Source organism: Bradyrhizobium frederickii (genome assembly GCF_004570865.1).
GTDB lineage: Bacteria > Pseudomonadota > Alphaproteobacteria > Rhizobiales > Xanthobacteraceae > Bradyrhizobium > Bradyrhizobium frederickii.
In genome coordinates this window covers 332,687-346,782 of sequence record NZ_SPQS01000007.1, presented here as the reverse complement: position 1 = coordinate 346,782, position 14,096 = coordinate 332,687, and the positions used below count along the sequence as shown (strand labels likewise).

Genomic DNA, 14,096 nt, shown 5'->3' with positions numbered 1-14,096 from the left:
GGCCGGGGAGGGGGGCGGGGCGGGCGCCGGAATCTCGCGGGCGAGCGGAACCCTGCGGCCTTCCTGGGCTGCGACCAGCCCGAGCTTCTGCAGCACCGGGACGGGCGTCTGCGGATAGATCGCGAGCTTGGCCTTGACGGCCGCGCGCGTCGCATCGTCGACCTGGTCGATCAGCCGTGTCGCAAGCTCGGTAAATTGACGCTGCTCGTCGTCGCTGTGGATGCGCGTCTGGACATAGAGGTCGGTCAGCACGCGCAGCAGCGTCGGCCGAACATCGACGCCTTCGCGACGGGAGAGGGACATCAGCCCGTCGAATCCGGGAAACAGCGACTTGGTCATGGAGAGATACGCGACCTGGAAAAATACTCGTCGCCAGCCTAGCGCAGGCTCCTTTAAAGGCTCGTTAAGGAAAACGAGGCGTGAAGGCGACCGCTCGCTTTGGAGCGATCTCGTGCCTGAACGGGACGCAGCGGCCGGCCCGTGCGGCTACGGTCCGAACCCGACGTTTACACCCCGTTAACCATGAGCTGATCTTAATGAATTGCATGTTGCACGGGCGCGTTCGGTCGCGCGGCAATTGAAGAGAGCTGACATGGGGACCATCATTGAATTTCCGGCCGGTCGCCGGGTGGGCTCGTCGGGGGATGTCGCTCCGCGCCCGGACATGGGAACGATCCTGATCCTTCCCGTCATCCGTATCGAGCGCGAGGCAGATGAAACCAGCGGCGACCGCGACCCTGAGCAGGGCACCGCGCCGGGGCGCCGTCGTCGCCGTCGCTGACATCCGGCTTGATGCAATGCCGGACACCGTCCGCCAGATCCGGCCCGTCAGATCGGCCGTCCTGCTCGCGCTGCTCGCCGCCACGCTCGGTGCGTGCAGCGGCGGCGATTTCGGCCGCACCCGCGCCGACATGCGCAGCGACGACATGCATCGCTGGCTGGGCGCGGAGGTCACGTCCAGCGTCGGCCTGAGGCCGTCGCAATTCCAGCTCACCGACGAGGAGCGCCAGCTGCGCGACCTCGCTTATCCCATGATCGAGCCGCCGCTGTCGCGCCCCGCATGGAAGAGCGTGTTCGGCGACTACAAGGCGTTGCCCTCGCCCTGGCGGCAGAAGGTCGTGTTCGACCGCACCATGTACGGACGCACGCTGATCGACGAGCCGCACCGCTCGCACTCCTCGCGCTATGCGCAGCTGATCGAGGACGTGCGCAACGACATCACCCGCTTCGAGCCGTTCTTCGCCTCGGCGATCCGAGTCATCGACCTCGACAGGAAGCGCGATGCCAGCATGGCCCGCGTCTCCGCGCTCTCGCCGAGAGAGAGGGACGATGCGGTCGCGCGCATGCAGGAGAACTCGCTGATCGTGCAGTGGGTGCAGCAATGCCTGGAGCAGCGTGTCTCGTCCTACCGCTGGGCGCTGGAGCGGCTGGTGATCCAGGCCCCCGACGGCATGGCCGCCGATGCCGACCGCCTGATCGGCGAACTCGCCGCCCAGACCGCCAACCCGCCGGTCCAGGCGCAACCGCCCTACGGCCGCGCGGTCATCTCGAAGGGCTGAGCGCGCGGGCCCGCCGCCCGTCAACGCGGGCGATCGTGCCGCGGTTTGCCGGCGCGACCGGGCCGGACCCGGCTGTCCCCCGCAATTCCTGGCCCCTCATGCCCGGACGGGCCGTCGAACCCCTCTTGAGCGCGTCCGGGAACCGCATTGATAGCGCTTGTCCTTCCCGGCCAGGGGGATAGGATTGTCTCGTTTCTTCAAAGTCATTTATCCGAAGGTTCTTCGAGATGAGCTTAGACGCAGCGCGTCCTTTCATGAGCCGTCTGGATGTTTCCCCGCGCCACCTGCTGGCACTTGCCATTCTGCTTGGATCGGTCGGCTCGGCCGCCGCGCTGACCAAGGAGGCGGCGATCGAGAATTGCCGGATGAGCGTCGGCAAGCCGATCGTGCAGGCCTGCATGCGCGCAGGCGGAGGCGCCAATCTCGAAGCCTGCCGCGCCAAGGCATCGCCTCAGGTCAGAGCCTGTGTGATGGCGGCGCTGAATGCCGCCAATGGCCGCGCCAACGTCGCAGTCGAGCTTCCCAAGGAAGCGGCACCCAAGCTCGAACCCGGCACGGCGCTGCCGAAGGATTTCGTCGCGCCGCCCCGCACCATCGCCGACATCACCGCGATCCTCGACAGCGAAAAGCCCGACTCGAAACTCCTCGCGGAGCTGAAGGCGGACGCGGATTCGACACCGACGGGAAAGGAATCCCGCGCGGATCTCGCGCAGTTCTATTTCGACCGCGCCAATGCGCGCGCGCAGCTCGGCCGGCTCGCCGAATCCATCGCCGACGCCAGCAAGGCCGTCGAGGTCGGCCGTGGTGCGGTCGAGGCCAACATGATGGGCCGCCTGCAGCAGCTTCTCTCGATGCAATACGCCGCAGCCGGTGATCCAAAACGATCGCTCGAGGTCATCCAGCGCCTGTTGCGTGAGACGGCCACCCAGCAGGGGGCCAAGGGCTATCAATTGAGCGCCAACAGGTCCGTCGCCGCCAACCTCATCCAGATGGGCGATGTCGCCCAGGCAGAAGCCTATCTGCGCCGCACCCAGGCCGTGATCCAGGAAGCGCGCACCAGCGGTCTTCCGGGCTGGCGTGCTTCCTACGCGCGCCTGGGACAGAACTGGGAAGGGGAGCTCGAAGCCACACGGGCCCTGATCTTCGAAGCGCGCGGGCAGTTCGCGGAGGCCGAGGCCGCCTATCGCGTGTCCGAGCAGCGCAAGCGGGCGGGCATGAAGGGCGTGATGGACTCGGACAATCCCCCGGCGGAGACCGTCATGCTGCAGGCAATCGACAACCTCGTGCTCAGCCAGGCTCGCATGAAGGCGCGGCAGGGCCGGCTGGCCGAAGCCGAGGTCGACGCGCGCCGCGCGCTGCTCTCGCGCCTGAAGGATACCGGCAAGTACAATCCGGTGACGCCGCGCTACGTGATGGGACTCGCCGGAATTCTCGTCGAGCAGGGCCGCTACGAGGAAGCCGAGCAATTGGGCCGTGTCGCCCTGGAGATCAACAGGACCGTCGGCGTGCCGGACGATTCCCATTCGACGGTGCAGTTGCTGGCGCAGCTCGCCGGCATCCTGACGCTCGAGCGCAAGAATGCCGAAGGAAACGAGCTGTTCGCACGCATCGACCGGGCGATCGCCAATTGGGAACCGCAGCGCCGCCAGGTGTTCGAGCTCAATCCATCTCGCATCATGTCGCTGTACGGCTCCGGGCAACTCGACGCGGGCATTGCCGCCGCCGAGCAGCTCGTCAAGAAGCAGATCGCGCGGGTCGGAGAAAATCATTTCGACGCCGCGGCAGCGCGCGGCACCCTGGCCGTCGGCCTGATGCGCGCAAGGCGCGATGCCGAGGCGATCCGCGAGTACAAGGCCGCCATTCCGATCATGATGGCGGGCGCCAACGAAAACGCCGATGACGAGAATACGACGGTGGTCGCCGCGCGCAGCCAGCGGCTGCAGACCATCGTCGAGAGCTATTTGATGCTGCTTGCCAGGGCCGAAGGGACCGGCAAGGATGTCGGCGAGGAGACGTTCAGCCTCGCCGACGCGATCCGCGGCCGTTCGGTCCAGCAGGCGCTGGCGGCGTCGAGTGCGCGTGCGGCGGCCAAGGATCCCGCGCTCTCCGAACTCGTGCGCAAGGAGCAGGATCTGACCAAGCAGGTCAACGCCCAGCTCGGCACGCTCAACAATGTGCTCGCCCTGCCTTCGGCGGAACGGGACGAGAAGGGCGTTGCGCAGATCCAGGCCTCGATCACAGCGTTGCGCGGGCAGCGCGACAAGGCGCGCCAGGAGATCAAGCAGAAATTCCCGATCTATGCCGATCTAGTCTCGCCCCGGCCGCCGAGTGTCGCCGAGATCCGCGCTTCCCTGGCTGACAACGAGGCCATGCTGTCGTTCTATTTCGGCCAGAACGGCAGCTTCGTCTGGGCGGTGCCGAAGTCGGGACCGGTGGCGTTCGCCGCCGTGCCTGCCAAGATCGGCGACATCGAGAGCAAGATCCGCAAGCTGCGCGAAGCCCTCGAGCCGCAGGCGGCGATGATCTCGGACATTCCGCCCTTCGACCTCGCGCTCGGCTACGAGCTCTACGATCTTCTGCTCAGACCTGTCGAGAGCGGATGGAAGCCGGCCAAGAACCTCATCGTCGTGACCAATGGCGCGCTCGGATTGCTGCCGCTGTCCCTGTTGCCCACGGCGCCGGCACAGGTGGCTGCCGACGAGGACCCGCTCTTTGTCGGCTATCGCAACGTGCCGTGGCTGGCGCGAACCCATGCCGTGTCGACAGTACCGTCCGCGGCGGCGTTGCGCACGCTCCGGCAATTGCCGCCGGGCAAGCCCGGCCGCGGCGACCTCGTCGCTTTCGGCGATCCCTATTTCAACAGGGACCAGCAGGCCGAGGCGGACGGCGCCGGGGAGAAGATCCAGGTCGCCGACGCCGGCGGCAATGTCACGCGCGGTGGCCCGCTGAAGCGGCGCAACAGTCCGAAGCTGGACGGCGTCGATAGCGCCGAGCTCGGTTTGCTGCCCCGGCTTCCCGATACCGCGGACGAGCTGAAATCGATTGCGCTGGCGCTGCAGGCCGATCCCTCGAAGGTGCTGTTCCTCGGCAAGAACGCCACCGAGAGCGCGGTGAAGACCATGAATCTGTCCGGCTTCAGGATCCTGGCCTTTGCCACCCACGGTCTCGTCCCCGGCGAGCTGAACGGGTTGACGCAGCCGGCGCTCGCTTTGTCCTCGCCGGCGGTGACGGGCGAAGGCGGCGACGGCCTCCTGACCATGGAGGAAATCCTCGGCCTCAAGCTCGATGCGGATTGGGTGATCCTATCGGCCTGCAACACCGGCGCGGGCGCCGGCGCAGGGGCCGAGGCGGCATCCGGGCTCGGGCGCGCGTTCTTCTACGCCGGGACGCGCGCGCTGCTGGTGACGAACTGGTCGGTGCATTCGCAATCGGCGCGGCAATTGGTGACGGATCTGTTCAAGCGGCAGGCCGACGATCCGAAACTGTCGCGCAGCGAGGCGCTGCGCCAGGCGGCGATGGCCCTCGTCGATGGCCCCGGCTATCTCAACAGCGAGGGCAAGACCGAGTTTGCCTATGCGCATCCGCTGTTCTGGGCGCCGTACACGATCATCGGCGATGGCGGCCTGCGTTGACGAACGGGGGAAGGGGGGTACGGAAAATGAAGCGGAATGTCTTGCTGGGCGTTGTTGCCGCAGGTCTGTTGTTCTCGGGACCATCGCGTGCCACGCCATTGATCACGGAGGAGGAAGCCAAGCTGCCGCCTCCGAAAGGCGCGGTGGCCGTGGAGCAACGCGGCATCATGCGCGGCCCCAAGGTCGAGTTCGTCTCGCCGGGCGATTCCGCGAGTTCACCTCTGCCGCTGGTCTTGAAATTCCAGTCCTATGGCGGGGCAAGGATCGATCCGGAGTCGGTCAAGATGATCTTTCTCCGGACACCGAACGTGGACCTCACCCCGCGGGTCAAGCCCTTCGTGAAGGCGGACGGCATCAACATGCAGGATGCGGAGCTGCCCCCCGGCGAATACATGGTGCGCGTCGATATCAAGGACAGTGATGGCCGTTCGGGCACGACCGTCTTTACGCTCAAGGTCGCACCCAAGTGAGGTGTCCCTACTGCCAGGCGGGGACCGGGGAGGGGGCGCTTGTCTGCGCGTCCTGCGGGCGCGACATCGCCGTTCCCGCGACGCTGATTGCGGAGCGTGACGATCTCCTGCGCAAGCGCCAGGAGCTGCGCGACGAGCTGAAACGGGCCAGAGACGAGGCCGAGGCCTTCATGAGGCGGAGGCATTCGCGTTAGCGATGGAATGTCCGTTCTGCGCCGAGACGATCAAGGACGAAGCCATCGCGTGCAAGCACTGCTCGCGCGACCTGCGCGTGGTGCGGCCGACCCTGCTCGAGATCGAAGAGATCGTCGCCGATCTGGACAGGCTCAGGCGTGATCTCGACCGGATCAACGTCCGGCTCGAACGGTACAAGAATCCGCTGCGCTATTTCACCACGCATGCGGTTCTCTACGTTGCGATACCGTCCCTTCTTCTGGTGATCGCGCACGTGCTCGTGACCATCACTTTCAACCTGTCGCCGATCCCGCTTCGGATCGCGTCCATCGCCATACCGCTGCTGTTCGGATTCGCGGCCTACCCGCTGCACCGGGTTTCGGCCTTGGCGGCCTTGGTGCTGGCGTTCCTTTCGGCAGCCGTCAGCGTCCTGTCGATGCTGACGGTCACGGGAATTCACGATCATGTTCCGATCCTGCCGGAAGCCTGGATCGAATGGCGCGAAGTGTTCGAATATGGAGCCAGCATCCTGCTTGCCTTCGTCTCCGGAAACATCCTCAGCGTCGTGATCTTCCAGGTGCTGCCGCGCGTGCTGACCCAGGGCGGCAAGCCCAACGCGTTCGCCTTCCGCGTGGCGCGCCTGCTCGGGCAGCACGTCGGCGAGGAGCAACTGCGCCGCCGCGCCCGCTTGATCCAGGACCTGATGCAGACCGTCGGCCCGCTGGCCGGCGTCGCCGCGACCGCCGTCGGCTCCATCTATGCCGGCTTGAAGGGCTTGCTGGGATAGCCCAGCCTTCAACCCCGGCGCGGGGTCCGGGCCGGCCTCTGCTTCTGCAGCTTGCCGACGAACGCCTTCAGCGCATCCGCCAGCGGCACTGAAGCGCGGTAGGCGAGGCCGACCTCGCGCTTGATCTTGGCCTCGATCTCGCGCACGGCGATGTCGGGATTGCCGCGCGCCACGCCTTCCGGAACGATGGCGACGCCGACGCCGGCGGCGACCAGCGCGACGGCCCAATCCTCCGACTGCGCGATCGCCGCGGTCTGGCGCTGCTGCGCCGTGCGGCCGAAGAACGCGCTTTGCTCGCAATGGCAGCGGTCGATCAGCGGTACGCCGGCGAGATCGGCGGTGCGAAGCTTGTCCTTCAGCGTCAGCGGATGCGACGGCGGCAGCGCGGCGACATAGCGCTCGCTCCACAGCGGGACGAAATGCTCGTCCTTGCGCAGCATGCTCTTGGAGATGATGCGTGCATCGGCCTGCTCGTCGCTGCCGACGAGCCGGAGCGAAACGTCGCTGCGCGCCGTCAGTGGCTTCAGCAGCGCGATGGTCCGGGGCACGTCGAGTGTGCGCATCAGGCCCAGCGTGACATTGGTCTTCGTGCTCGGCTTCCTGAACAGGCCGCGCGCCGCATCGGTTTCGTCGATGATGCGGCGGGCCAGCGTGTGAAACTGCTCGGCCGAAGCGGTCGGCGCCACGCCCTTCTTGTGCCGGATGAACAGCGTGGTGCCGAGCTCGGCTTCCAGATTGGTGATCGCGGTCGAGATCGAGGGCTGCGACACGAAGCAAGCCCGCGCGGCGGCGGTTAGATTGCGTTCGCGGTAGACGGCGGCGAAGTAGCGGAGCTCGCGGATATCCATAGGATTAGCCTAGAGATAATATCAATACTTGATATTTTACCTATGGATCGAACGATGACAAGAACTCTCCTGCTCACAACCGGCAGGAACACGCGATGAAGATCCACCATCTCAACGCCGGCACGATGTGCCCGATCGGCCGCCGCCTGGTGAATGGCAGCGGCGGCTTGTTCCAGCGCGCCCGCCTGGTCTGCCACTGCCTGCTGCTGGAGACGAATGACGGGCTCGCCCTGGTCGACACCGGTATCGGCCTCGATGACATCGCGGCGCCCGAGCGGCTTGGGCGGCGGTGGGTGCGGCAGACCGCGCCAAGGCTCGGTCCCGCGGAAACGGCGGCCGAGCAGGTGAGGGCGCTCGGCTATTCACCCAAGGACGTGCGCCACCTGCTGTTGACGCATCTCGACCGCGATCACGCCGGCGGCGTGCCCGACTTTCCCCACGCGGCGATCCACGTCCATCGCGCCGAATACGACATGGCGGTGCTGGGCAAACCCGAGCCGCCCGAGGGGCGCTATGTCACGGGCCAATGGAGCCACGGACCGCGCTGGGCATTCTATGGCGAAGCCGGCGAGGACTGGTTCGGCTTCAAGGGCGTGCGCGCGCTCGGCGACAAGGAGGCGGACATCCTGATGATCCCGCTCGCCGGCCATACGCTCGGGCATTGCGGCATTGCGGTGCGCTCAGGCGACAAATGGCTGCTGCATGCCGGCGACAGCTATTTCCACCACGCGCAGCTCGACGCATCGCCGCGTGTGCCCTTGATGCTCGGCTTTTTCCAGCGCCGCGGCGACATGGACCGCAACATGCGGATCGCCAACCAGGCCCGGCTGCGCGCGCTGAAGCAAGACCACGGCGATCGCGTGACAATCGTTAACAGCCACGATCCCGCCGACTACGAGCGCTGCCGCTGCGGAGGGCATTAGCGGCCGCGGCACCGCGAGAAGCCACTTGCCGAACTGGACAGCCGGCCCCTGGTCACGCATGCTTGATCCGGATCAACCAGCGCCGCCGGCTCCGGGATATGTTAGGAAGGAGGCGTTGCGGCCCGAAAGGTAAGTCGATCTTGATGCGGTTCGTCCGTACCATCCTGGCATTCGCCATTGCCATATCCTTGGCGATGCTGCCGGCTGGCGTGTCCGCTTCCAGCCTTGCCATGTCGTCGGACGACATGCAGGTGGCGATGCCGATGGGCGGCGACGCCGAGATGGCGATGGACGATTGCTGTCCCGACATGAAGGGAACGCCGTCCCAGACCGGCGACTACAAATGCGGGATGGGCTTCTGCTGCGTCGGCGGACTCGTTGCGCTCGATGACGTCAGGCCCGTCGCCCTCGGCCGTTTCGCCGTTGCGGCGAGCACGATCGCCATCCCTGAGGACCAGGTCGTCTCCGTCCGCGGCGGCAGTCCTCCGTTCCGGCCTCCTCGAATCTGATCTCGCCAAGCCCAAGGACGCGCGTGCGGCATTGCCTGCGCGCGTCGACGACTGACGTGCGCGCCATGCGCCACGGCGAAAGATCAGATCATGAGGACAGGACCATGCTTTCCAAATTCAGCACAGCGGCTCTCGCCGCCACCCTTTCGCTTGCCGCTTCCGCCGCCATGGCGGGTGCCGGCGACTATGCCTTCGAGCCCGTCAACGCGCAGATGAAGAAGGGCGACGACGTCACGCTTTCGGTTCGCCTGACCAACAAGCAGACCGGCAAGCCGGTGGCGGACGCCGTCATCTTCAAGACTCGCGTCGACATGGCCCCGGACGGGATGGCCGAGATGGAATCGGCCGTGGCGCCGCTGCCCTCGAAGGAGCCGGGCGTCTACGCCTTCAAGACCGATCTGCCGATGGCCGGCCGTTACCAGGTCACGCTGTCGGCCAAGGTGCAGGGCGAGCCCGAGACCGTCACCGGCAAGGTGATCGTCACGGCAACCAAGTGAGCGTGCGGACGCCGCCCGCGGCGTCCGAACTCCTCCGTCCCACTCAGATGGACGCGCGCCGGGCGCGCGAAGACACACCATGAAGACGCTGCGTCTCCTGACGATTCTCGCGCTCGGCGGCGGCCTCGCCTTGGGCGCGTACTGGTTCTCGAACGAGGGGAGCTGGTCGGTTCATGCCGAGGCGACCCCGGCTGCGGCCCAGGCGAACCGGGCTCCGCTCTATTACCGCGACCCGGGCGGCGCTCCGCTCTGGTCCGCCGCCCCGAAGAAGGACGACCGCGGCCGGGACTATCTGCCGGTCTACGACGACGATCAGGCAGCCCCGGCAGCCCCGAAGCCGGCGCAGGCGGCGTCATCGCGAAAGATCCTCTACTACCGTAATCCCATGGGCCTGCCCGACACCTCGCCGGTGCCGAAGAAGGATCCGATGGGGATGAACTATATTCCCGTCTACGAAGGCGACGAGGTCGACGACGGCACGGTGAAGCTCTCGCCGGGCAAGATCCAGCGCACCGGCGTGAAATCAGAGCCGGTCGAACGCCGCGCGATCCGCGTCGCGGTCAAGGCGCCGGGCACGATCCAACTCGACGAGCGCCGCGTCTCGGTGATCGCGATGCGCGCCGAGAGTTTCGTGCAGAAGGTCGCCGACGTCACCACCGGCACGCGCGTGAAGGCGGGCCAGCCCCTGATGGAGATCTACAGTTCGGCGGTCGCCTCCGCCGCGGCGGAATATCTCGCGACCATCACTTCGAAGACGGTGGGCGGCGTCGAGATGTACGGCCGCGGCTCGCGGCAACGGCTGGTCAATCTCGACGTGCCCGAGCCGGTCATCGCCGAGATGGAGAAGACGCGCGTCGCGCCCGTCACCATCCATTGGTCGGCGCCGCGCGACGGCATCGTGCTCGAGCGCAGCGCGATCGAAGGCATGCGTGCCAATCCCGGCGACGTGCTGTTCAGGATCGCTGATATCTCGCTGGTCTGGGCGCTGGTCGACGTCGCCGAGCGCGATCTCGGCCATATCGCGGTGGGGCAGTCCGTGGCGGTGCGCGCGCGGAGCTTTCCCGGCCGTATCTTCAGCGGCAAGATCGCCGTCGTCTATCCGCAGGTGAACCGCGAGACGAGGACGGTTCGCGTTCGGATCGAGCTCGCCAATCTGGATGCGGCGCTGCTGCCGGACATGTACGTCGATGCCGACATCGACACGGCCGATGGCGCGCCCGTGCTGGCGATCCAGGACAGCTCGGTGCTCGACACCGGCACGCGTCAGGCCGTCCTCGTCGACAAGGGCGAGGGGCGCTTCGAGCCGCGTGAGGTGAAGCTCGGCCGGCGCGGCGGCGGCTACATCGAGGTGCGGGAGGGACTTGCGGATGGCGAGGCGGTGGTCACATCCGCCAACTTTCTGATCGACGCGGAAAGCAATCTGAAGGCCGCGCTCAAGGGCTTTGCCGAGGCGGCGCCTCAGGCTTCCCCACCTGGCCATGCGACGGGGGAGCACAAATGATCGCCCGCATCATCGCCTGGTCGGCGCGCAACCTGCTGCTGGTGCTGTTCGGCGCCGGCTTTGCAGCCGCGGCCGGTCTCTATGCGCTGATCCATCTGCCGCTGGATGCGATCCCGGACCTCTCGGACACCCAGGTCATCGTCTACACCGAATATCCCGGCCAGGCGCCGCAGGTGATCGAGGACCAGGTCACCTATCCCTTGACCACGGCGATGCTGACCGTGCCGAAATCGAAGGTCGTGCGCGGCTTCTCGTTCTTCGGCGTTTCGTTCGTCTACGTGATCTTCGAGGACGGCACCGACATCTACTGGGCGCGCTCGCGCGTCCTGGAATTCTTGAACGGCGCCGCGTCGCGCCTTCCCGCCGGCGTCAGCCCGACCATCGGTCCCGATGCGACCGGCGTCGGCTGGGTCTACCAGTATGCGGTCCTGTCGAAGGAATTGAACCTGGCGGACACCCGCTCGATCCAGGACTGGAATCTGAAGTTCGCGCTGGCCAAGGCCGAGGGCGTCGCCGAGGTCGCCAGCATCGGCGGCTTCGTCAAGCAGTACAACGTGGTGCTCGATCCGCAGCGGATGCGCGATCGCGGCATCAGCATGCAGAAGATCCGTGAAGCCATCCGCGCCAGCAATGCCGATGTCGGCGGGCGCACCGTCGAGCTCGCAGAGTTCGAATACGTCATCCGCGGCAAGGGCTACATCAAGAGCATCAACGATCTCGGCAACATCGTTCTGAAGACGAGCAACGGCACGCCGGTGCTGCTCCGCGACGTCGCCAATGTCGAGCTCGGACCGGACGAGCGCAGGGGCATCACCGAGCTGAATGGCGAGGGCGAGGTCGCAAGCGGCATCGTGCTGCAGCGCTTCGGCGTCAACGCCCTCGACGTCATCGAGAACGTCAAAAGGCGCTTCAAGGAGATCGCGAGCAGCCTGCCGAAATCGGTCGAGATCGTCCCGGTCTACGACCGCTCCAGCCTGATCTACGCGGCCATCGACACGCTCAAGCATACGCTGTTCGAGGAGAGCATCGTCGTCGCGCTGGTCTGCATCGTGTTCCTGCTCCACGTCCGCAGCGCGCTGGTCGCGATCCTGATGCTGCCGGTCGGCGTGCTGATGGCGTTCGGCGCCATGAAGCTGCTCGGCCTCGGCTCGAACATCATGAGCCTCGGCGGCATCGCGATCGCGATCGGCGCCATGGTGGATGCCGCGATCGTCATGATCGAGAACGCCCACAAGCATCTCGAACGCGCCAGGCCCGATCAGTCTCGCGTGCAGGTCCTGGTCGAGGCCGCGTCCGAAGTCGGGCCCGCGCTGTTCTTCAGCCTGCTGATCATCACCGTGTCGTTCATGCCGATCTTCACGCTGGAATCGCAGGAAGGGCGGCTGTTCAGCCCGCTCGCCTTCACCAAGACGTTCGCGATGGCCGCTGCGGCCCTCCTGTCCGTCACCCTGGTGCCGGCGCTGATGGTGATCTTCGTCCGCGGCCGAATCGTGCCGGAGGGCCGGAACATCATCAATCGCTTCCTGATCTGGATCTACCGGCCCGTGATCAAGGGCGTGCTCCGCGCCAAGACGCTGGTGATCCTGGCCTCGCTCGCTGTGCTCGCCGTCACGATCTGGCCGGCCCGCCAGCTCGGCACCGAGTTCATGCCGACGCTGAACGAGGGCACGCTGCTCTACATGCCGACGACGCTGCCCGGCATCTCCGTGACCAAGGCGGCCGAGCTGATGCAGATGCAGGACCGCATCATCAAGTCGTTCCCCGAGGTCGCCTCCGTCTACGGCAAGGCGGGGCGGGCGGCGACCGCGACCGACCCGGCGCCGACCGAGATGTTCGAGACCATCGTCAACCTGAAGCCGAAGGAGCAATGGCGCCCCGGCGTCACCGTCGACAGTCTGATCGCGGAGATGGACAAGGCGCTGCAATTCCCCGGCGTCTCCAACGCCTGGACCATGCCGATCAAGGCGCGCATCGACATGCTCTCGACCGGCATCCGCACCCCTGTCGGCGTCAAGGTCATGGGCACCGACCTCGTCGAGATCGACCGGCTGGCGCGGCAGGTCGAACGCGTGATCAAGACCGTGCCGGGCACCTCCTCGGCCTACGCCGAGCGGGGCATCGGCGGATATTATCTGGAGATCGTCCCGGACCGCGAGGCGCTCGCCCGCTACGGCATTTTGATCCAGGACGTCCAGGACACCATCGCCGCCGCTCTCGGCGGCCAGACGGTGACGACGATCGTGGAGGGCCGGCAGCGCTTCACGGTGAACATGCGCTATCCGCGCGACCTGCGCGACAATCCCAAGGCGATCGCCAGCGACATCCTGGTGCCGATGCCGGCAGGCGGCGCCGTCCCGCTCGGCGAGGTCGCCAAGGTCGAGCCGGCGCGCGGGCCGACCTCGATCCGGACCGAGATCGGCCAGCTCGCGACCTACATCTATGTCGACATCCGCGATCGCGACATCGGCAGCTACGTCGCGGACGCGCAACGCGCGGTGACGGAGAGCATCCAGTTTCCCGCCGGCACCTATGTGGTCTGGAGCGGCCAGTACGAATATCTCCAGCGCGCGGCAGCGCGCCTCAAGATCGTCGTGCCCGTGACGCTGACGATCATCTTCCTGCTGCTGTTCCTGAATTTCAAGGCGCTGACCGAGACGCTGATCGTGATGCTGTCGTTGCCGTTCGCGCTGGTCGGCGGCATCTGGATGATGTGGTGGTTCGGCTTCAACCTGTCCGTCGCCGTCGCGGTCGGCTTCATCGCGCTCGCCGGCGTCGCCGCCGAGACCGGCGTCGTGATGCTGATCTACCTCGATCACGCGCTGGCCGAGATGAAGGCGAGGCGCGACACCGAGGGCAGGGTCTTCAGCCGGGCCGATCTCCACGACGCCATCATGGTCGGCGCGGTCGAGCGCGTCCGGCCCAAGATGATGACCGTGGTCGCCATCATGGCGGGCCTGCTGCCGATCATGTGGAGCACCGGAACCGGATCGGAGATCATGCAACGCATCGCGCTGCCGATGATCGGCGGGATGATCTCATCGACGCTGCTGACGCTGATCGTGATCCCCGCGATCTTCGGCCTGGTGAAGGGGCGGGGACTGCCTGACGGCAATCAGCCGGCGCTCGCCGAGGACGACGCGGTCGACGCGGCCCGCGCCATGCAGGCCTCGCAGGCGGCAGAGTAAGATCAGCGAGG

Annotated in this window: 11 protein-coding genes and 1 pseudogene; 10 read left to right on the top strand and 2 right to left on the bottom strand. The window is 66.5% G+C overall.

What is annotated here, in order from left to right:
• Nucleotides 1-339: pseudogene (locus E4K64_RS15130) on the bottom strand (DUF2336 domain-containing protein); the annotation flags it as partial.
• A 253-nt stretch (nucleotides 340-592) separates the two neighbouring features.
• Here E4K64_RS15130 and E4K64_RS15125 point away from each other — a divergent pair.
• The 5 genes from E4K64_RS15125 (at nucleotide 593) to E4K64_RS15100 (ending at nucleotide 6,622) form a co-directional block, all read left to right on the top strand.
• Nucleotides 593-781: a hypothetical protein gene (locus tag E4K64_RS15125; RefSeq protein WP_126256209.1), complete on the top strand. Its 189-nt coding sequence runs from the start codon at nucleotides 593-595 to the stop codon at nucleotides 779-781.
• 16 nt (nucleotides 782-797) lie between these two features.
• Nucleotides 798-1,559 (top strand): hypothetical protein, encoded by a 762-nt coding sequence (locus E4K64_RS15120; protein WP_126256208.1) that lies wholly within the window; start codon nucleotides 798-800, stop codon nucleotides 1,557-1,559.
• A 254-nt stretch (nucleotides 1,560-1,813) separates the two neighbouring features.
• Nucleotides 1,814-5,191: a CHAT domain-containing protein gene (locus tag E4K64_RS15115; RefSeq protein WP_235884679.1), complete on the top strand. Its 3,378-nt coding sequence runs from the start codon at nucleotides 1,814-1,816 to the stop codon at nucleotides 5,189-5,191.
• Between the two features lie 26 nt (nucleotides 5,192-5,217).
• Nucleotides 5,218-5,661, top strand: coding sequence for a hypothetical protein (locus E4K64_RS15110; protein WP_135164224.1), 444 nt, complete (start codon nucleotides 5,218-5,220; stop codon nucleotides 5,659-5,661).
• 196 nt (nucleotides 5,662-5,857) lie between these two features.
• Entirely contained in the window at nucleotides 5,858-6,622 is a 765-nt protein-coding gene (locus E4K64_RS15100; RefSeq protein WP_135164223.1) for a hypothetical protein, read from the top strand.
• A gap of 8 nt (nucleotides 6,623-6,630) precedes the next feature.
• On the opposite strand, the gene E4K64_RS15095 is transcribed toward E4K64_RS15100, so the two are convergent.
• Nucleotides 6,631-7,470: a LysR family transcriptional regulator gene (locus E4K64_RS15095; protein ID WP_135164222.1), complete on the bottom strand. Its 840-nt coding sequence runs from the start codon at nucleotides 7,468-7,470 to the stop codon at nucleotides 6,631-6,633.
• Between the two features lie 95 nt (nucleotides 7,471-7,565).
• Between E4K64_RS15095 and E4K64_RS15090 the strand changes: the two genes are divergently transcribed.
• The 5 genes from E4K64_RS15090 (at nucleotide 7,566) to E4K64_RS15070 (ending at nucleotide 14,085) form a co-directional block, all read left to right on the top strand.
• Nucleotides 7,566-8,393, top strand: coding sequence for an MBL fold metallo-hydrolase (locus tag E4K64_RS15090; protein WP_135164221.1), 828 nt, complete (start codon nucleotides 7,566-7,568; stop codon nucleotides 8,391-8,393).
• A gap of 143 nt (nucleotides 8,394-8,536) precedes the next feature.
• Complete coding sequence (locus E4K64_RS15085) at nucleotides 8,537-8,902, top strand: hypothetical protein (protein WP_135164220.1); 366 nt, start codon at nucleotides 8,537-8,539, stop codon at nucleotides 8,900-8,902.
• 104 nt (nucleotides 8,903-9,006) lie between these two features.
• Nucleotides 9,007-9,399 (top strand): FixH family protein, encoded by a 393-nt coding sequence (locus tag E4K64_RS15080; protein WP_126256201.1) that lies wholly within the window; start codon nucleotides 9,007-9,009, stop codon nucleotides 9,397-9,399.
• A 79-nt stretch (nucleotides 9,400-9,478) separates the two neighbouring features.
• Nucleotides 9,479-10,900: an efflux RND transporter periplasmic adaptor subunit gene (locus E4K64_RS15075; RefSeq protein ID WP_135164219.1), complete on the top strand. Its 1,422-nt coding sequence runs from the start codon at nucleotides 9,479-9,481 to the stop codon at nucleotides 10,898-10,900.
• Nucleotides 10,897-14,085 carry an efflux RND transporter permease subunit gene (locus tag E4K64_RS15070; RefSeq protein WP_135164218.1) on the top strand — a complete coding sequence of 1,063 codons (3,189 nt, stop codon included), beginning with the start codon at nucleotides 10,897-10,899 and terminating at the stop codon, nucleotides 14,083-14,085. Before E4K64_RS15075 ends, E4K64_RS15070 begins: the two co-directional genes overlap by 4 nt.
• Nucleotides 14,086-14,096 lie beyond the last annotated feature (11 nt).